At 47.2% G+C, this 18,755-nt stretch carries 17 protein-coding genes; 8 read left to right on the top strand and 9 right to left on the bottom strand.

From position 1 onward, the window contains the following. Positions 1–84: 84 nt before the first annotated feature. The gene (locus ADH68_RS10625; protein ID WP_068960828.1) at positions 85–282 is read right to left on the bottom strand and encodes a hypothetical protein; all 198 of its coding nucleotides are present in this window, start codon (positions 280–282) and stop codon (positions 85–87) included. Positions 283–430: 148 nt separating this feature from the next. Between ADH68_RS10625 and ADH68_RS10620 the strand changes: the two genes are divergently transcribed. Further along, complete coding sequence (locus tag ADH68_RS10620; RefSeq protein ID WP_084273910.1) at positions 431–1,345, top strand: IS982 family transposase; 915 nt, start codon at positions 431–433, stop codon at positions 1,343–1,345. Between the two features lie 20 nt (positions 1,346–1,365). On the opposite strand, the gene ADH68_RS10615 is transcribed toward ADH68_RS10620, so the two are convergent. The 4 genes from ADH68_RS10615 to dnaG form a co-directional block, all read right to left on the bottom strand. Then, positions 1,366–1,830 carry an outer membrane beta-barrel protein gene (locus ADH68_RS10615; protein WP_068960829.1) on the bottom strand — a complete coding sequence of 155 codons (465 nt, stop codon included), beginning with the start codon at positions 1,828–1,830 and terminating at the stop codon, positions 1,366–1,368. 146 nt (positions 1,831–1,976) lie between these two features. Then, complete coding sequence (locus ADH68_RS10610) at positions 1,977–2,540, bottom strand: Crp/Fnr family transcriptional regulator (RefSeq protein ID WP_157755891.1); 564 nt, start codon at positions 2,538–2,540, stop codon at positions 1,977–1,979. A 59-nt stretch (positions 2,541–2,599) separates the two neighbouring features. Beyond that, positions 2,600–3,289: a potassium channel family protein gene (locus tag ADH68_RS10605; RefSeq protein ID WP_068960831.1), complete on the bottom strand. Its 690-nt coding sequence runs from the start codon at positions 3,287–3,289 to the stop codon at positions 2,600–2,602. 404 nt (positions 3,290–3,693) lie between these two features. Beyond that, complete coding sequence (gene dnaG, locus ADH68_RS10600) at positions 3,694–5,949, bottom strand: DNA primase (protein WP_068960832.1); 2,256 nt, start codon at positions 5,947–5,949, stop codon at positions 3,694–3,696. 63 nt (positions 5,950–6,012) lie between these two features. On the opposite strand from dnaG, the gene metF reads away from it, so the two are divergent. From metF to hemW, 4 genes are read left to right on the top strand one after another with little or no spacing between them, the layout of a single operon-like run. Next, a complete protein-coding gene (gene metF / locus ADH68_RS10595; RefSeq protein ID WP_068960833.1) occupies positions 6,013–6,969 on the top strand; it encodes a methylenetetrahydrofolate reductase [NAD(P)H] in 957 nt (318 codons plus the stop codon). Positions 6,970–6,973: 4 nt separating this feature from the next. Then, complete coding sequence (locus tag ADH68_RS10590; RefSeq protein WP_068960834.1) at positions 6,974–8,095, top strand: DNA polymerase III subunit; 1,122 nt, start codon at positions 6,974–6,976, stop codon at positions 8,093–8,095. 28 nt (positions 8,096–8,123) lie between these two features. Further along, positions 8,124–11,186 (top strand): PD-(D/E)XK nuclease family protein, encoded by a 3,063-nt coding sequence (locus ADH68_RS10585; protein ID WP_068960835.1) that lies wholly within the window; start codon positions 8,124–8,126, stop codon positions 11,184–11,186. Positions 11,187–11,206: 20 nt separating this feature from the next. Then, a complete protein-coding gene (hemW, locus tag ADH68_RS10580; RefSeq protein WP_068960836.1) occupies positions 11,207–12,322 on the top strand; it encodes a radical SAM family heme chaperone HemW in 1,116 nt (371 codons plus the stop codon). A 20-nt stretch (positions 12,323–12,342) separates the two neighbouring features. Here hemW and rlmH read toward each other — a convergent pair whose 3' ends face one another. Continuing rightward, entirely contained in the window at positions 12,343–12,816 is a 474-nt protein-coding gene (gene rlmH, locus ADH68_RS10575; RefSeq protein WP_068960837.1) for a 23S rRNA (pseudouridine(1915)-N(3))-methyltransferase RlmH, read from the bottom strand. 79 nt (positions 12,817–12,895) lie between these two features. Beyond that, positions 12,896–13,588, bottom strand: coding sequence for a tRNA (adenosine(37)-N6)-threonylcarbamoyltransferase complex dimerization subunit type 1 TsaB (gene tsaB / locus ADH68_RS10570; RefSeq protein ID WP_068960838.1), 693 nt, complete (start codon positions 13,586–13,588; stop codon positions 12,896–12,898). A gap of 138 nt (positions 13,589–13,726) precedes the next feature. Between tsaB and ADH68_RS10565 the strand changes: the two genes are divergently transcribed. After that, entirely contained in the window at positions 13,727–14,926 is a 1,200-nt protein-coding gene (locus tag ADH68_RS10565) for an IS110 family RNA-guided transposase (RefSeq protein WP_068959705.1), read from the top strand. A 381-nt stretch (positions 14,927–15,307) separates the two neighbouring features. Here ADH68_RS10565 and ADH68_RS10560 read toward each other — a convergent pair whose 3' ends face one another. After that, positions 15,308–15,700 (bottom strand): RtcB family protein, encoded by a 393-nt coding sequence (locus ADH68_RS10560; protein ID WP_068960839.1) that lies wholly within the window; start codon positions 15,698–15,700, stop codon positions 15,308–15,310. A gap of 94 nt (positions 15,701–15,794) precedes the next feature. Here ADH68_RS10560 and ADH68_RS10555 point away from each other — a divergent pair, with 94 nt between their 5' ends. Then, positions 15,795–16,847: a helix-turn-helix transcriptional regulator gene (locus ADH68_RS10555; protein WP_068960840.1), complete on the top strand. Its 1,053-nt coding sequence runs from the start codon at positions 15,795–15,797 to the stop codon at positions 16,845–16,847. A 20-nt stretch (positions 16,848–16,867) separates the two neighbouring features. On the opposite strand, the gene ADH68_RS10550 is transcribed toward ADH68_RS10555, so the two are convergent. Further along, the gene (locus ADH68_RS10550; protein ID WP_068960841.1) at positions 16,868–17,314 is read right to left on the bottom strand and encodes a hypothetical protein; all 447 of its coding nucleotides are present in this window, start codon (positions 17,312–17,314) and stop codon (positions 16,868–16,870) included. A 1,162-nt stretch (positions 17,315–18,476) separates the two neighbouring features. On the opposite strand from ADH68_RS10550, the gene ADH68_RS14075 reads away from it, so the two are divergent. After that, complete coding sequence (locus ADH68_RS14075; protein WP_068960842.1) at positions 18,477–18,749, top strand: zinc ribbon domain-containing protein; 273 nt, start codon at positions 18,477–18,479, stop codon at positions 18,747–18,749. Positions 18,750–18,755: the final 6 nt, after the last annotated feature.

The following is an 18,755-nucleotide window of genomic DNA, read 5'->3' as shown; positions in this document are numbered from 1 at the left end:
ATATTCCTCGTAATCTATTTAATATTATCGGATACACATCCGATACATTAAGAAGCAAGCCCCATATAGCCAGAGAACTCCATATCAGAATGTGTAGCCGAGAGATAGCTTGACATCAAGGGTATTTACTTTGGGCTTATAGCCACCATCAAAGCTGTGGCTGTAGGCAGGGATAAAGTCAGTACCTACCTGCACTCCGAGATAATATTTCTCATAATTGCAGCCTATGCCGACATGCCATCCCATCTGGAAGCGATTCCAGGTATAGTCCTTGCCATCCATGGCCTTTTCGCCATCATCAAACACACTAACCCAATCGCCCTCATATTTAACGTGAGTTCGACGAAAATTAATTAGATGAGAAATTGGTGATTAGCGATAAAAGTATTAAATTTAAAGGACTCAATTTCAAACAAATACTCTTATCGCTATGCTCACCGAAGACAAAATTACTGAAATATTCGTGATTGCAGATGAATTCTGCAAAGTTTTTAATGCGATGCTCCGTCGCAGAGGTCTTTCGAAGATTCGTACGGACAGGAAGCGGGAATATCATCGAGATTGCCGTCTGTCGCAGGCGGAGGTCATTGTTATCATGATCATGTTCCACAGTTCCAACCATAAATGTCTCAAACACTTTTATCTGAACGAGATATGTCAGCGATACAGGCATCTGTTCCCCGAAACAGTCTCATACAACAGATTCACGGAGCTGGAGAAATCAGTGGTCGTTCAGTTCGTGATATTCGTAAAGAAATGTCTGCTGGGAAAATGTACCGGTATTAGTTTTGTCGACAGCACACTGCTACGTGTGTGCCGCAACCAACGGATACACATGCACAAGGTGTTCAAAGGAATAGCGCAACGTGGGAAGTGTTCGTTAGGTTGGTTCTACGGATTCAAGCTACATCTGATATGCAACGACAAGGGCGAGATTCTCAACTTCATGATCACTCCGGGAGATGTTGATGACCGGGAACCTCTGAAAGTGAAGTCGTTTGTCGAGTTCATATACGGCAAGATGGTCGGTGACAAAGGTTATATCGGCAAAGACCTGTTCTGCAAGCTGTTCATTGACGGAATCCAATTGATCACAAAACTGAAAAACAACATGAAAGGCGGTCTGAGATCAATGTATGACAGAATACTTCTGAGAAAACGGGCTATTATCGAAACTGTAAACGACCAACTCAAAAACATCGCTCAGATAGAACACTCGCGACACCGTTCATTTCCGAATTTCATCGTTAATCTCATTGGTGGGATAGCGGCTTATTGCCTGTTTCCAAAGAAACCGAGGATAAACTTAGAACGCGTGTATGATAATCAGCTGACTCTCTTTTGATTATTTTCATCGAACTCACGTTATTTATCACCGTCAGAATCAGAAAATTCATTCTTATACTTCTCGGTAAGATGAAGTTTAAAATTAAGACCGATATAAGGATCGAGAGAAACACCCTCTGTAAGGTTGAAACGATATACGAAGTTTACAGGAACCTGAATATTGATGTTCTGGAATTTATATTTATCTTCCCACCAGTCGCCATCCTCTGATTCCTTAAACGACTTATTGCCAAAAAGGAAATCGACGTTGGCTCCGGTTTCAACAAACATATTTTCGGCAACACCGAAACCGTGGATATAGTTGAGTCCAAAACCATTTAGACCGGCTGTCTCGCTGCCATCAGCATCAAGAAAAGAAGCAGCGTCCTTGTTAAAGCTCAGATTAGTGTGGTCATACGATACAGCTACACGGTTATAACCCTCTGCATTGGCAACAGATACGCCGGCAACAAGAAGAGCGGCGGCTAAAATTACCTTTTTCATAAATGTTGATAATTTGATTAGAATTATTTATATGTGTTATCATCAGCTAAAATTTTATAATTTTAACCTCGCTCAAAGATAGTAATAAATCTCGATTTCCCCCCCCATTAGTTAAATTGTATTAACACACGCTAAGGGCATGTTTTTCAGAGATTTTTCCGCAATCTGCTAAGATGGGTCGGTGTGATGTTCAGAAATGATGCAATATCTTTCAATGAGAATAGAGTGAAAAGATCGGGATGACGGTTTATGAGGTCGCGGTAACGCTCATTAGCCGATCGGGTATACAGCGCCATGTATCGGTCGTAGACAGTCGAAAACACCGCTTCTGTCGAATGCATGATGATGTCAGACAAAAACCTATCATTCCTCATCCGCTCGGCTATTACCTTCACCGAAACACAATAGATATCGCATGGCGACTGGGCTGTTATCGACACTCTCGACGGAGTTCCGTAAAACAAGAAAGGGAAGTCGGCTACAAACTCTCCGGCAAACTCCATTCCTACCACGTGCTCGCAACCATCCGATGAAAAAGCCAGGTATTTAAGTGTACCGCTCTTTATAAACCCCACATAACGACACACCTCTCCTACGGTAACAAAATCCTCACCCTTCTCGAAATGACGCAACACTCCCTGCTCCATACAGAAAGTGCGCCAGAAATCCACTTCAGGAATATCAATATATGTGTTGAATCGTCGAGACATATCCATATGCAAATATACAGCTTTTCCTCAACGACACCAACACAACGACGCAGATACGGTTATCCCATATGATGAATCATGTCACGAAACTGCTTCTGTGTCCCCATCACAGTGATTCCATCCCCTTTCTGCACTCGGAAATCCTCAGAAGTACTATCAACCACCATCGGCTCGCTGTCAGTAAGTCCCAGCACATTGCGGTGGATGGATATACGGGTCACAGCAACAAGTTTGAGACCGAAATTACGTTCAAGTCCAATCTCCTCAAGAGTCATGCCATCGTAAAAATCAGGCACAATAAACTTCATCACATAATGATTTCTGTCTATACCTATGGCCTCGACACCGGCCCCAAGAGCAAGCTCACGAGTGAGTTCGCGCGCGGCTCTCTGCTCCGGGACGAGTATGCGATCTACCTGAAATCCGCGCAATATAGTCTCATGGATGTCATCAACAGCACGTGCATAAAGATGCCTTACTCCCATCTTGCGCAATAGAGCCACAGTCTTCACACTCGCACCGAAATTTTCGCCGATAGCGACGATGACAAGTTCAGACGAAGCGACAGGCAGTGAACCCAATGCCATCTCGTCGGTGGAATCAAGAATGTAGGCTGTGGAAATCTTGTCTTTGATTGCCTCGACCAAAGCCGGCTTGTTGTCGGCTCCGATTACTTCATGCCCCATTGCAGTGAGGTCAACGGCCAGATTCGAGCCATAGATACCAAGCCCTATTATCAGTATGCGCATGACTAAGAGCTTGTTTAATAATAAATGTTACCGTCAGGGCGGTCAGTCGGCGAGCAGATTTTCGCTTGTGATGAGGGAGTTATGGGGCTCCATAACGACCGAAGAACGGGCGGAAAGATGCCGGCGAATGACCGAAGGGATGTAATTTGTTCCATATTGTTAATATATTTTTACATTTGCTTGAAAGCAGGCAAGAGATTGAATGGTTATAAAGCTACCTTTTGTCTCGTATATCCTGGTCGCTTTTCGCCCTGTTCCTGCGGTCATGTACATAAAGTACACTCCTTCGTCACATGTCGAAAATCGAATCAAGCTATACGACCCTGCCGGCAACATTTATTATTAAACAAGCTCTAATAGATTGTTTTGAATTACAACATGTCGCCACACGCGATAGTTCTCGTTTATCTCGGCAATATTATGCGCTCTCCAAGATAAGTGGCCATATCCCTGCGCAGGGCATGAAGTTCGCTCAGTCGTGCCATAAGCTCCATACAGTGAGTCTCGTTGTCATGCCCCGAGAAGGCTTCCTTTATACTACGGTTCAGTTGCTGTATCTGCCATTCAAGCATAGCATCCTTGTATTCAATCACCGCGCGCGGCACAATGTCGGGCAATCTCTCATCGTCAGCTATGATATGGGTATACTTGGTGAATACCTTGCTGAGCACATGGCGCTCGGCAACAAGCTCCATCCCGACCTTGCGTATATTGTCATCGGGGCTGGAACAAATGACCCGTTCGGGATAAGTCATCGCATACTCACGCAAGTCGCGAATATACTTCTCATCGGCTGCGGCTTTCAGTTCACCCTCACGCCGCTCGATATCCGAAAGGTCGGCAGCCGATGCGCGTATCTCCGCTTCTCCTGCAGAAATCATCTCGGCACGAGCCTGCTCAAGACGCTCCCGGCAGTCGGACTCAACCCGCGGCCAGTCTTCAGCCTGGAGCTTAAGCACTGCATTATAGATTGATGCAAGCACAGGATTGCAGATCTCCATGCTGTCACGTTCAAGCTCCGACTTTATGTAATCGGCCACTGTCACCGTAACCGAATTTCCATCCTCATCGACCATATCGGCAAGAGTAAGCAAGCCGTAGCGCAACATGTATTTTACAAGTGCATTCTCATACTTGAGCATGAATCTACGGAATTTTTTCTCATCGCGCGTTGCATCATCGGAGACCGTCGGCATGCTGCCTATTGTGGCAGGTTCCACAAAAGGTGCGGCTTCGGCAACCGGAGCAGGCGAATCGGAATTTTCAGCGGGTATCGCTCCACCCTCAGGCTGAGCAGCATCACCGAGCGACTTCCTGGCACGCTCCTGACGTGCCGCGTTGGCGTCCTTTTCGGCCTGCTGTTTACGGCGTTTCTCCACTTCAAGAGCCACAACACGCTCGTCGATATCAAGGCGTCGGCTACACTCCTTAATATATACATTGGCTGTGACCGCATCGGGAATAAGCGATATCGACTGCACGATATCACCAATGGCACGCGAACGGGCTATGGGGTCATTCTCAAGTCCCTGCAACAGGATTCCCGTCTTAAACTGAATGAAATCGACCTCATTGGAGGCTATGTATTCTTCTACCTCGGTAGAAGTATGGCTCTGTGCGAAACTGTCGGGATCGTCTCCGTCGGGAAGAAGCAGAACCTTTATGTTGAGCCCCTCGCGCAACAGCATGTCGATACCGCGCAACGAGGCCTTGATACCGGCGGCGTCGCCGTCGTATATGACTGTGACGTTGTCGGTAAATCGATGTATCAGCCGAATCTGGCCGTCGGTAAGCGACGTGCCCGACGAGGCCACAACATTCTCAATACCACTCTGATGCATCGAGATGACATCAAGATATCCCTCGACAAGTATGCATTTATTATGCTTTACTATCGCCTGCTTTGCCTGATACAGTCCGTAAAGTTCCTTGCTTTTTGTATAGATGGTAGATTCCGGCGAGTTGACATATTTCGCCAGATCTTTTTTTAAGGTACGGCCACCAAAGGCAATTACCTTTCCCGCTACAGAAAACACCGGAAATATTACCCTACCCTTGAAACGGTCATATACGCGGCCTGTGTCAGTACGGATACACAACCCAGTATCCACAAGATATTTTTCATTGTAGCCCTTGCGTTTTGCCTCATCATAAAGAGCGGTAGAGCGTTCAAGCGCATAGCCGAGATGAAAGCGTTTTATCATGGCCTCATTCACGCCACGCTGTTGCAGATATGTAAGGCCGATGTTGCGTCCGTCGTCGGTTTCATTAAGATTGTATTCGAAATGCCGGAGTGCAAATTCATTGACCGCAAGAAGCGACGCACGCTCAGTCTCGCGTTCGCGCTCCTCGTCGGTCATCTCATGTTCTTTGATTTCAATATTATATTTCCCGGCGAGATAGCGCAAAGCCTCCTGATACGTCATCTGCTCATGCTCCATTATAAAGTTCACAGGACTTCCGCCCTTGCCGCAACTGAAACATTTGCAGATATTCTTTGACTTGGACACAGAGAACGACGGAGTACGCTCGTTATGGAACGGACATAAGCCAAGATAGCTCGAACCTCTACGCTTCAAACTTACGAAATCGCTTACCACATCCACAATGTCAGCCACATCGAGAATGCGTTGCACTGTCTCCCGGTCAATTTTTTTCATAATGCAAATGTACGAAATTATCCACGAATTTGCTATCTTTGCTTTTCATCTTCGACAAGACACATGAAAGTTACCGACATAATAGCCGCGCGTCAGACTCCCGGATTCAGTTTTGAGGTACTGCCCCCGCTCAAGGGGCGCGGCATCAACCAGTTGTTTAAGAATATCGACATTCTGTGTGAGTTTGACCCGCTGTATATCAACATAACCACCCACCGCAGCGAGATAGTGTTCAAGGACACGTCCGACGGACTGTACCGACGTGTGAGCGAGCGTAGCCGTCCGGGCACTGTGGCCGTAGCCGCCGCAATCCAACAGAAATACGGCATCCCGGCCGTTCCTCACATGATATGCAGCGGATTTTCGAAAATCGAGACCGAGTACGCCTTAATTGACCTGAACTTCCTCGGCATAACCAATCTGCTGCTACTGCGCGGCGACAAGGCTAAGCATGAGTCGCGTTTCACGCCCAATGCCGACGGCCACGCCCATGCATCGGAGCTACAGCAACAGGTCAACGACTTCAACCGAGGATATTTCATTGACGGCACAAAAATGGATATCATCACCGGAGAGACTTTCTCATATGGCGTGGCCGGATATCCGGAGAAACATGAGGAATCGCCTAATCCGGATATTGACCTGCAGTATCTCAAACTTAAAGTAGACAACGGCGCCGATTACATCGTGACCCAGATGTTTTTCGACAATGAGAAATATTTTAGATTTGTCGAGCGTTGCCGCAACGCCGGCATCAATGTCCCAATAATTCCCGGACTGAAACCGATCACCACCATGTCGCAGCTCAACCTGCTGCCCAAGGTGTTCCATGTCGACATGCCAAGCGACCTTGCCAACGAACTGATGAAATGCACATCCGACGCACAGGCGAAAGAAATAGGTGTAGAATGGTGCACCATGCAGGCCCGGGAACTCATAGCCCACAATGTGCCGAGCATTCATTTTTATTCTCTCAACGCCACACGCAGTGTAGAGCGAGTGGCCCACACCGTATATTAAGAGCATGAAGTTCAGCGACATACCCGGACACCAGTCAGTGAAAGAGCGTTTGCGCTCCATGGCCGATAACGACAGAATACCGCATGCCCTGCTCATCGAAGGGCCATCCGGCACGGGAAAGATGATGCTCGCCCGTGCCATGGCACAGTACATACATTGTGAAAACCGCAACGGCGGCGACAGTTGCGGAGAATGCCCGGCATGTATCCAGCACCGCAGTATCAACCATATCGACACCATCTACTCCTTTCCGATAGTAAAAGGAGGACATGAGAATCCCGTGTCCGACGACTACATGGACCAATGGCGCCGCATGTCGGAAGACTCTCCATACATGGACTTTCTACACTGGCTGTCGCTCATACAAGCAGGAAACTCCCAGCCACAGATATTTGTCAGCGAAGCAGACAGCCTGATACATAAACTTAGCTTCACAGCCCACAAGGCAAAATACAAAATAGTGATAATGTGGTTGCCTGAACGACTGAAGACAGAGGCCGCCAACAAAATGCTGAAACTTATCGAGGAACCGTTTCACGACACGCTGTTCATACTCGTAAGCAACGATGCAAAAAAAATACTTCCGACCATATATTCACGTACCCAGCGCATAATTGTACATCGTCTGCCAGATGAAATAGTGGCAAACCGCCTTGTCGAGACAAAGGGTTTATCCATGGCCGACGCAATGGCGATAGCACACAATGCCGACGGGAGCATGCTTGCGGCAGAAACCGCGCTGTCGTTTTCAAAAGAAGAGAAACAGTTTCTCGAACTGTTTATGGCTCTTATGCGCAAAGCATATCAGAACCAGATGGCCGACCTCAAAGAATGGACAGTCACCATATCGGCGTTTGGCCGCGAGACGATAATACGCTTTCTTAATTACTGCCTTCGACTGGTGAGAGAAAACTTCATAATGAACCTCAATGTGCCTCAGCTCAACTATCTCAACAGTGCGGAGGCTGCTTTCTCAAGCAAATTCTCACGCTTCATAAATGAGCGCAACGTCGAACGCATATCCCAGGAATTCGACTCGGCAATAACCGACATAGCCGGTAACGCCAATCCGAAACTTGTACTTTTTGATCTTGCCGTAAGGATGTGCATATATCTGAAGGCCTGACTGCATTATCGCCGATATCCAACAACCAATGATTCCGTTTCTTCAACGTATCGCCGACATATATTTCGACCGCCATGCCGACTCGATGGCCGACTACTGCTTCGTATTTCCCAATAAGCGAAGCGCCACATTCTTCCGTCATTTTCTCGGGCTACATGCCACTTCCTGCTCTCCGCTCATAGAGCCGGAAGTGACTACCATCAGCGACTTTATCGCCGACTTTTCCGATTATGCAGTAGCATCACGCTACGACCTGCTGTTTACGCTTTACAACCTGTACAACGGGCTGTCGCCGCAGATTGAGGAGTTTGACCGATTTGTATTCTGGGGCGACATGCTGTTGAGCGATTTCAACGATGTAGACCGCTATATGAGCGACGCATCACAGCTCTTCCGCAATCTGAAAAATTACAAGGAAATAAACTCCGACTATCTCACCCCCCGGCAAAAGGAGATAATCAACAAATACTGGGGAGCGCAGATACCGCTCGACAATATTGACCGCTTCTGGACACACCTCGACAATCCGCGAGAGCCACACACCAACCGCGAATCGTTTATGCGGCTGTGGGAGATTCTCGAGCCCCTGTACCGGCAATTCCGCGAATCGCTCTCAAAACGCGGCCTCTGCTACTCCGGAATGCAATACCGCGAAGTCGCCGAAAAATTCGCGGCAATGACGCATGACGACATACCTTACCGACGTATAATCATGGTCGGATTCAATGTACTGTCGATATCGGAGCTCAGTATATTCTCTCGGCTGCATGAGATGGGCATTGCCGATTTCTATTGGGATTATTCCTTCCCTGAGGAACTTCGCACCGACAATATGGCCACACACTTCATACGCAGGTATGTGAAACTGTTTCCATCGCTATACGACATTGCGGAAGAAGAGAACATAGGACTGCCGGAGATAGAGGTGATTGGCATACCCTCTAATGTGGGACAGGTAAAATATACAGGCCGTCTGCTTGAACGCATGGTAGCCGACGGACGTATCGCCAATCCGGAGAATGCAATCGACACTGCGGTAGTACTCCCCTCGGAAGATCTTTTCATCGAGTTGCTCCATTCACTCCCCTCCTCTATTCCGTCGGTCAACATCACTATGGGGTATCCTATGAAACTGACTCCCGCGGCAGCTCTGATGCGCAGTGTCATGACCATGCATCTCAAGGCAAGAAAGATAAGAGGCTCATGGTGTTTCTTCTACGAGGATGTGTGCGATGTACTTGCAAATCCACTACTGGCACGCATAGCCCCTGAAGTCTGCGAAGATATACGCAAGACTATAAGCCGGAGCCGCATGTTCAGCATACCGGCCGACGAACTGCGCAACACTTGGCCGACCGTAGAAAATATATTTTATCCTGTCGACGATTTACATTCAGGCACAGAGGTATTCGACTACACGCTTCAACTTGTATCGTTTCTCGAACAGGAACTGAAAACATTGCAGTCGGCGGACAAGAATGCCACTATTGACCAAAGCGCGGACGATATCCCGGCAGACAGCGATTTCATGTTGCCGCCTGAAGAAGCGGAGACACCGGCCCCGATAGCTCTGGAGGTCGGATTCCTGTCGCGTTATCGCCAAAGTGTAGAGCAGCTCCGCGACACGGCATCAAGATATCGGGTGAATATGCGCGAGTCCACATTCTTCCATATGATACGAAGCGTGGTAGACGCCGAGACAGTGAGTTTCACAGGTGAGCCGCTGAAAGGACTGCAAATAATGGGTATCCTTGAGACAAGAGCCCTCAACTTCGACAACCTGATAATATTGTCGATGAACGAACGCATATTCCCAAAACGTCAGTTTACACGTTCGTTCATACCCAACATACTGCGACGCTGCTTTGGCATGGCTACCATGGAGTTTCAGGAATGCATTTTCGCGTATTATTTCTATCGCATGATATCGGCGGCACAAAATGTGACTCTCATATACAATACCCGCACCGAAGCCCTGAATTCAGGCGATATGTCGCGGTATATATATCAGTTGATGCATCATTATCCGCAGAGCCATATGAAGATGATGAGCGCTGCATTCAGTCTGCCCGCGCCTACTCCAGTCAATGATATCGCCATAGCCAAGGATGAAAAGCTGATGGAGGTTATCGAATCGTATCGGGCGGTCGACGGCACACGCCGATATCTGTCGCCATCGGCTATCAATACATACATCAGCTGTCCACTCAGGTTCTGCCTCCACTATCTCCGCGGCCTTAAAGATGAAGGGGAAGTCACTGATTATATGGACGAGAGTACATTCGGAAGTGTGCTGCACCAAGTGGCAGAATACTCATACAATCATCTGCGCGGAAGTCGTGAAGAAGTTACAGTCAGCGAAGAGATGCTCGACCAGATGGCTAATGACACAGTCGGTCTTGAAAAGCTGATTACATCGGCGATCAACCGCTATTTCAACCGTCTGCCAAATCTGAATGACACCGGCAATCCCGATGACGAGTATATAAATCCGACACCGCTCAACGGTGAAGCGCGCGTACTTGCAGATATCATGCTAATACAGATGAAGCAGCTTTTTCAGCTTGAAAAAAAGCGCGTTCCATTTACATTTATCCACGCCGAGCGCAAATTCACGACCGCTATTCCGCTATCGCCGGATTTATCGGTAAATCTCCGCGGAGTAATCGACCGAATAGACCGCCGCAAAGGCATAATCGAGATTATAGACTATAAAACCGGCAGCGACAATTTGAAAGTCGCAAATCTCAGACATCTGTTCACCCCGGTCAACAGCAGCACGGAGCATCATAAGGCCATACTACAGCTGTTTCTATACTGTAACGCATTGCATATGGATATGAGATACGACGGCCCGATAAAGCCCACATTGTTCAGATTCAGGAAACTTAAAACCGAAAAAGACATACCGGAAGTGGTAATAAATAACTCAACCTTGTCGGACTATCGCGAATTAAACGATGAAGTGCTTGGCGAACTCGCCGAAAGACTTGCTCCGCTGTTTGACCCGACAATTCCCTTCTCACCAACCCCGCATCCGGCCAACTGCCGATTCTGCAATTATAAATCAATCTGCGGTCAGAATATCTGACCCGACTACCCGACAGACATATGGCCGGAATATATATACACATACCATTCTGCCACTCCAAATGTGCCTACTGCGACTTCTTCTCTACCTCCGGGAGCAATGGCAGAGCTACATTTGTAGAGTCTCTGTCAAGAGAATGGGCGATGCGGCGCCATGAACTCGGCGACGCACCGGTACGCACTATATACCTCGGAGGCGGCACACCGTCAATACTATCGACCGATGAGTTAAATATAATCGCATCCCTTCTGCCTGTGTCAAAGTTGGATGAGTTTACTTTAGAGGCAAATCCCGAGGATATCAGCATACAGCGTGTCAAAGATATGATATCAATCGGGATAAACCGAATAAGTATAGGCGTGCAGTCGCTAAATGACCGTGAACTACTGGCTGTAGGGCGACGCCATACGTCACAGGACGCCATTGAGGCAATCGCCACAATACGCAAGGCCGGAATATCCAATATCAGCGCCGACCTAATCTATGGCTTGCCGGAGCAGACTGCAGATTCGTGGCGTGAGTCGGTGCAACGGCTGTCGGAATGCGGCATAACACATCTGTCGGCATATGCTCTTTCGTACGAGCCGGGCACTCGCCTCTATGCAATGCTCCGAGCGGGGAAAATCAAAGAAGCATCACAAGAACTGTCGGAGGAGATGTACAATATCCTTTGTGAAACAATGGCGCGACAAGGGTTCTTGCATTACGAGATTTCCAACTTCGCTATTCCGGGAATGCATTCGCGCCATAACAGCTCATATTGGGATTATACTCCCTATCTGGGCCTCGGACCGGGAGCACACAGCTTTGACGGGCAAGTGCGTCGCGTAAATCCATCGCGGCTGCAATCATACAACGAGGCAATGATGGCAGGACGCATATTTTATGAAACCGAGGAAGAGACTCCTGTAGACCGTCTTAACGATATCATAATAACCGCAATGCGAACCAAGGAAGGTCTGTGTATGGAAAAATTCAGACAAGCAGGAGGCGACTTCGCCTTAACAAGGCTAAAACGCAACGCAAACGTCTTTATAAAATCGGGTAGAATAGTCTGTACGGATACCTCCATGTATATTCCCGAGAGATATTGGCTCGTGTCCGACGCCATACTCCGCGAGCTGCTTATTGACTGAACCCGACATAACAGTCGGCTCTAATCATGATGATATGGCTCGCCGCGCAATATCGTCATTGCCCGATACACCTGTTCGGTAAAGAACAGACGTATCATCTCATGGGAAAAGGTCATTTGGGATAACGACAGCTTGCCGTCGGCCCGATCATACACTTTTTTTGAGAAGCCATATGGCCCTCCAACGACAAACAGCAATCTCTTGCCGACTGTAGACATTGCCTTTTCCAGATAACCGGCAAATTCGCGAGAGGTCATCTCACGGCCATGTTCGTCAAGCAACACAACGCGGTCGCCCGGCTGAATCTGCTGTAGAATAAACTCGCCTTCCATCTCTTTCTGCCGCTCGGCAGTAAGGGCCTTGGAGGTCTTTATGTCGCTGATGGTACGTATTTCATAAGGGACATAATGAGTCAGGCGCTTCACATAGTGCTCAATCCCCTCCTTGAGGTAAGGCGTTGCAGTCTTTCCTACTACTATAAGCTCAATCTTCATGACCGGAATGCTTAAGAGCTTGTTTAATAATCATGTGTCATCACACCAATTCTTAAAGGGTGTATGTACCCGAAAATCTCTAAAACAGTTTCTTAGGCTTTATCGCCTGAAAATCCTTAAGATAATTTGGCACGGAATAAGCCAGATCAATAAATTCGCTTTTATGATAAGCTCTTTCGGAAAGAGCCATCATATTGGCCGCTACAGGATGTATTTCGGTTATGAAATTTGCATTTGGATGCTTTTCAAGCAACGGACGTGCTTTATCACTGCCATCGCCAAAGAATATTACCGGCCCGCAATCGAGCTGCTCACGATAACTGTCCTCATCCAATATCAACGGACGCGGCGACAGCACATTCTCCAATGCGAAATCATGAACAGCGGTGTACACTTCCATACGCCGGGCATCAATCATCGGCGCGAACAGCACATTCTCATCAAAGAAATCACTGAACATAACGGCCACAGTCATTGTCTGCAATGTATCGACACCTATGAGCGGCAGATTCATCGCATATGCAAGTCCCTTGGCCTCAGACAATCCTATGCGCAGACCGGTATAACTGCCAGGACCCATACTGACCGCAATCGCATCAAGCGCCACTTCATGCTTCTTTGCCGCCGCAAGCATATCCTCGATATACCCGCTCAGTAATGATGCATGGTTACGTCCGTTGTAATCCTCACGGCGATCAATCACATTGCCATCCATAGTCAGCGCAACAGAACATACGCTTGTAGATGTGTCGATATTCAATATAGTTGCCATACTGCAAATTTACATAAAAACAGCGAGATTTCTACACCGGCAGAATAAAAACAAGGCTGACGCGCCGATTTCTGTCCCCTCCTGCGTGCTCTTAGTCACAATTTTAGTAATTTGGAGGAATAATTTAAATTCAATGGTATGGACAGAAACCGAACAGTCGCCGGCCTTGATGTCCACAAAGATAGCATTTATCTTTGTATTATGGGGCATGACGAGGCCATCATTTTCGAAAAAACCTATGGAGTTCTTACTCCCGACCTGCGCCAGATGTGTAATGATATGACAGCCCGGGGCGTAACCGAGGCCGCCATGGAGAGTACAGCTGTATATTGGGTGCCCGTATGGAACGAGCTTTGCGGGTCGATGGAACTCAAGCTTGTCAATCCTTATTTCATCAAACAGCTTCCGGGACGCAAGAGCGATATCAAGGATGCCCAGTGGATAGCCGAATGTTTGCTGAAGAATCTTATCAGAGGAAGTTTCGTTCCCGAGACAATAGTTCAGGACATGCGCAAGCTTAACCGCCGCATCATGGATCTCAACGAAGATCTGACCTACAACACCAACAAGCTTGATGCGGCCCTTCAGCGCTGCGGGTTCAGGCTGAGCAACTACGTGAGCCGGATAAAGGGGAAAAGCTATCAGTCGGTACTTTCCTGCATAATCGACGGTGAGCGTGATCCGGGAAAGCTGATCGCCAAGGTTCATGGCCGCACCATCAACAAGCATGGCCGCCAGACGATAATGGCGGCCGTCACAGGCTGCTTCTCGGATACAGATATTATCATCTTCAGGCAGACTAAGGCGGTCATAGACCTGATAGAGGCACAGATGGCGGAATGCCAGAAGGAACTCACCGCCCTGTGCGGGAAACACTTTCCCCAGCAGTACAGACGTCTTCAGACCATCCCCGGAGTCAAGGAACGCGCGGCCACGGCAATAATTGCGGAGACAGGGGTTGACATGAAGATGTTTGCAACAGCGGCATCTCTTGTCGGATGGTGCGGACTCAAACCGCGAAACGATGTCAGCAATGGTCGCTACAAAAGCAGAAAAGTGACGCACGGAAACAGATATCTCAGAGAAATACTGATTGAAATCGCATGGGTCGCATCAAGAACCCGGAACTGTTTCTTCTCAAATTTCAGCTACGTCCAGACCACGGTCAAGAAAAAGAGCAGGATGAAAATTCAGGTGGCCATCGCACGCAAGATACTCGTCGCCATATGGCACATGCTCTCCAAAGAGCAGGACTTCATCGACATCTACCTCAAAAGACTTGAGCAGCAGAGGCTCCTGGAGGAGCAACTCAAATCTTTCGAATCGAAAATGGCCTGAGGGCCATTCGACATACCTTCCGGTGCAATGTAATTAACTTTGTGGTGCATCGCAGCCCGGTTCGCAAATTTGCAATAGCATCGGAAGGAGTTGGATACCGGCATAAGCTAACCAAGCTTGTAGAGGAAAGTAGCAATCTTATATCTATATTCCGCTGTCTAATGACTGCCGGAACCCGTGTTTATGTACATTTGTCTCAGTTCTTGTCCGTTTATGGGGATATCACATTCTTATAAGGTAAATACGTTTTAGAGGAAAGTTACAAATTTCCATCCAATTACTGTCATGCGTCTGTTGTTGAATCCCGTATTTTTCATTCTCCTCTGTCTTTTATGTTGAGTTTCTGCCTCACGATCCACAATATTTCGACCGTCGGCCGGATTAGTTGAAGTATTTCGTCGGCAGATTTGTAAGCCATAGGAGATCCGTCGATTTTACCGAATTTCCGATGCATATATCCGAACCGGTAGGGACAGCCTCGCGGATACGATGGTCAAGCAGAGCAAAATCAGCCGGGCTGATAATACAAGAAAGACGGCGCATGGATATCATGCAACCGATTTCAGCGCCAACATGGTCGGGATTGACATATATCGTCACCGGATAGGCAGTGCCTACATCACACAGGCTGCCGGCATGGACATCAGGCATCTTGACAACGGGTACGCTCTCCATAGCAGAATGGTCGCAAAGTTCTGAAATCCATTTCATAGCCGACTTCTCTATATTATCCGTGAATATCTCGGCTGATCTTGTTTTACCTTTTACAATCATATAGTTGAATTTATTCCGCAAAATAACGAAGCGAGTGCGCAATTGGCTTGCGCACTACCAAAAATGTTGTTATTTTTGCAAAAATTTCATTGCCATGCCCCTCAATCGCGCCACCCTGATAAGAATTTCGACCATCGACCGCTGCCTTCAGAACCGCTACAGGCGCTGGACTATCAACGACCTGATTGACGCATGCACGGATGCGCTTGCAGAGTTTGAGGGACGCAGCAACCCCATAAGTCGCCGTACATTTCAAAATGACCTTGCCCTGATGCGTAGCGACCGTCTGGGCTACAATGCCCCGATTGTAGTCCGCGACAATAAATACTATGAATATGAAGACCCGGATTTCAGCATCACACACCTCCCGCTCAACGACGAGGGGCTTTATGCTCTCAATTCTGCACTTGATATTCTTCGGCAGCTCCAGGGTTTCCCTCAGCTGGCATCATCTATCGATACTATCAGTAAACTCAACGAACAGATTTCAAGGCATACGGGAACGGCAACGCCTGCGATGGATATGGAACATGTAGCCGATTACAGAGGCGCACAATTCATAGGAGCGATATATGATGCTGTGAGGAAGCAGCAGACTATCGTCATTGAATATCAGTCGTTCAAGGCACGACAGCCGGAGGCATTGGTGGTGTATCCATATTTATTGAAGGAGTATCGCAACCGATGGTTTCTGATTGGAGAAAAAGCCACAAACAAGGCACCTCAAGTCAATATCTTTGCTCTCGACCGCATACACTCGGTGGAAATTGACAATGTGCATACATTCAAGAAATGTGTTGATTTTGACCCGGAACACTTCTTCGACGATACAATCGGGGTGACAAAGGGGATTAAAGACAAAGCCCGGCGCGTGGTTGTCCGAATCGACCGCCAGCAGGCTCCGTATGTCGAATCAAAGCCGTTTCACAAATCACAGAAAGTAGAGCAGCGATTCCGTGACGGCAGCATACAGCTGTCGCTCAAGGTAGTACTAAACAACGAACTTGAACGCCTAATCCTCGGATATGGAGGCCATATCGAAGTCATCGCACCTCCCGAATTCCGTGCGAAAGTTGCTGAAAGTGTCGCCAAAGCCGCTGCCCGCTATATCGGCCACAATCATTGTCCTGATTCGCCCGAGAAGTAATGACATAAGGGCCGGCTATTTTACCAGTCATCGTCACGGTCAATGTCATCATAGTCATTATAAAGGGGAATATCATCATACATATCATCCAATTCCTGCATTGCATCAAGACGATCCTGAAGTATATCCATCTCATCCTGGATATAATCGTAACAATCCGACATCACATCACAGTCATCAAGACGACTTTCAAGCTCATCTATGCGGTCCTGCAATTCATCAATATCGCAATCATCGATGTCAAAGGATGGACTATTGTCAATAATCCCTTGATATTCAGTAATCCGTTTCTTAGATTCCCTAATTTCATGTTCCAGCTCACCAACACGTGCTTCGTACTCCGCATCGTATATGTAGCCATGTCGAGACTGACATGAGCTTGTCTCACCTGGTTTAGATTTGCCCGAAAACAGATTGCAAATCATATTGAACATGGCGACCTCGCCAAGAAAGTTCCAGAATGACATAGCAGACTATTTAGAGATTGTTTAAATTCAGCGTTTTTTCACTATATTACCTATCCACGCGACCAGGCCAAACACACCCAGCACACACGCCGAAATAGTGATTAACGCGGTCCAAAAGCCGGGACAAGCACATGTAACAATAATGAGTATCAGTATCGCCCAAAGTATTATTCCAACCATATGAGTATTTGATTTATGGTTATTATTTATGGTTATTAATTGATATCAGCGCCGTCTTTGAGGGCCTGGCCGAGCCAAGCGAATGCACATAGAATAATAATGATGAATGACATATTGGTCAAAAATTTAGAGCTTGTTTAATAATAAATGTTGCCGCCAGGGTCGTATAGCTTGAGTCGATTTTCGACATGTGCCGAAGGAGTGTACTTTATGTACATGACTGAGGGTCATGGCGAAAAGCGGCCAAGATATACGAGACAAAAGGTAGCTTTATAACCATTCAATCTCTTGCCTGCTTTAAAGCAAACGTAAAAATATATTAACAATATGGAACAAATTACCTCCAGTCGGTCATTCGCCGGCATCTTTCCACCCGCTCTTCGGTCGTTATGGAGCCCCATAACTCCCTCATCACAAGCGAAAATCTGCTCGCCGACTGACCGCCCTGACGGTAACATTTATTATTAAACAAGCTCTTAGATGTTACGAGGATAACCACTGCGGCTTTCATCTGCAAAATTAGTCGCGACATGGGCGAGAATCCGGCACACAAAAGTTAAATAATCCTATTAAGCTATCTATCACACAACAAAAATCCATCTGACAATCTTTCTCAAAATCCGTATCATATCGATGAAAAGAGATGTGCTTGAGAAAAAAAGCGAGTTAACCCCTATTATTCAAATATTTTTCGCCAAATTTGCATTTAGACAGGCATAGTCTGTCCACGACATTTTGCAATAAGAAGCATTATGCACTCTTTTAAGTCGAGAACACAGAAAATTCAAGACACTGCACAAGGATAACAGATTGATTCACCACACATAGAGTGGGCTACTATATTCCATGCATTTAAGTTTCTTGCCGGGCAAGCGCTTCGCAATAGCTTACGACCTTCGACTTATTATGTTGCATTGATAGTCCGTGCTTCTGCATTTAGAAATCTGCTCTATTGGACTACTGAGCAAAAAGAAATACTACAATGGAAATGAAATTCTGTCAGAGCTGCGGAATGCCGCTTACAAATGAAGTACTCGGCACGAATGCCAATGGCACACCAAACGAGGATTATTGCATCTACTGCTACAAGGACGGCAAGTTCACTCAGGATATAACAATGGAGCAGATGATTGATCACTGCGCTCAGTTTACCGATGAGATAAACAGAAACTCAGGTCAAAATCTCACGGTTGAACAGATGAAGGAGCAGATGCGTCAGTTTTTCCCACATCTCAAACGCTGGAAAAAGCAATAGACAATT

This window comes from Muribaculum intestinale, from assembly GCF_002201515.1.
GTDB lineage: Bacteria > Bacteroidota > Bacteroidia > Bacteroidales > Muribaculaceae > Muribaculum > Muribaculum intestinale.
Note: the sequence above shows the minus strand (reverse complement) of the source record. Positions and strands in the feature narration are given on the sequence as shown.

Excerpts from the sequence above, each read along its gene's own strand:
- ADH68_RS10620 (WP_084273910.1), top strand. The coding sequence starts at position 431 with ATGCTCACCGAAGACAAAATTACTGAAATATTCGTGATTGCAGATGAA.
- rlmH (WP_068960837.1), bottom strand. The coding sequence starts at position 12,816 with ATGAAGATTGAGCTTATAGTAGTAGGAAAGACTGCAACGCCTTACCTC.
- hemW (WP_068960836.1), top strand. The coding sequence starts at position 11,207 with ATGGCCGGAATATATATACACATACCATTCTGCCACTCCAAATGTGCC.
- ADH68_RS10605 (WP_068960831.1), bottom strand. The coding sequence starts at position 3,289 with ATGCGCATACTGATAATAGGGCTTGGTATCTATGGCTCGAATCTGGCC.
- ADH68_RS10565 (WP_068959705.1), top strand. The coding sequence starts at position 13,727 with ATGGACAGAAACCGAACAGTCGCCGGCCTTGATGTCCACAAAGATAGC.
- ADH68_RS10590 (WP_068960834.1), top strand. The coding sequence starts at position 6,974 with ATGAAGTTCAGCGACATACCCGGACACCAGTCAGTGAAAGAGCGTTTG.
- metF (WP_068960833.1), top strand. The coding sequence starts at position 6,013 with ATGAAAGTTACCGACATAATAGCCGCGCGTCAGACTCCCGGATTCAGT.
- ADH68_RS10585 (WP_068960835.1), top strand. The coding sequence starts at position 8,124 with ATGATTCCGTTTCTTCAACGTATCGCCGACATATATTTCGACCGCCAT.
- ADH68_RS10560 (WP_068960839.1), bottom strand. The coding sequence starts at position 15,700 with ATGATTGTAAAAGGTAAAACAAGATCAGCCGAGATATTCACGGATAAT.
- ADH68_RS10555 (WP_068960840.1), top strand. The coding sequence starts at position 15,795 with ATGCCCCTCAATCGCGCCACCCTGATAAGAATTTCGACCATCGACCGC.
- ADH68_RS10615 (WP_068960829.1), bottom strand. The coding sequence starts at position 1,830 with ATGAAAAAGGTAATTTTAGCCGCCGCTCTTCTTGTTGCCGGCGTATCT.
- ADH68_RS10550 (WP_068960841.1), bottom strand. The coding sequence starts at position 17,314 with ATGTCATTCTGGAACTTTCTTGGCGAGGTCGCCATGTTCAATATGATT.
- dnaG (WP_068960832.1), bottom strand. The coding sequence starts at position 5,949 with ATGAAAAAAATTGACCGGGAGACAGTGCAACGCATTCTCGATGTGGCT.
- ADH68_RS14075 (WP_068960842.1), top strand. The coding sequence starts at position 18,477 with ATGGAAATGAAATTCTGTCAGAGCTGCGGAATGCCGCTTACAAATGAA.
- ADH68_RS10610 (WP_157755891.1), bottom strand. The coding sequence starts at position 2,540 with ATGTCTCGACGATTCAACACATATATTGATATTCCTGAAGTGGATTTC.
- tsaB (WP_068960838.1), bottom strand. The coding sequence starts at position 13,588 with ATGGCAACTATATTGAATATCGACACATCTACAAGCGTATGTTCTGTT.
- ADH68_RS10625 (WP_068960828.1), bottom strand. The coding sequence starts at position 282 with ATGGATGGCAAGGACTATACCTGGAATCGCTTCCAGATGGGATGGCAT.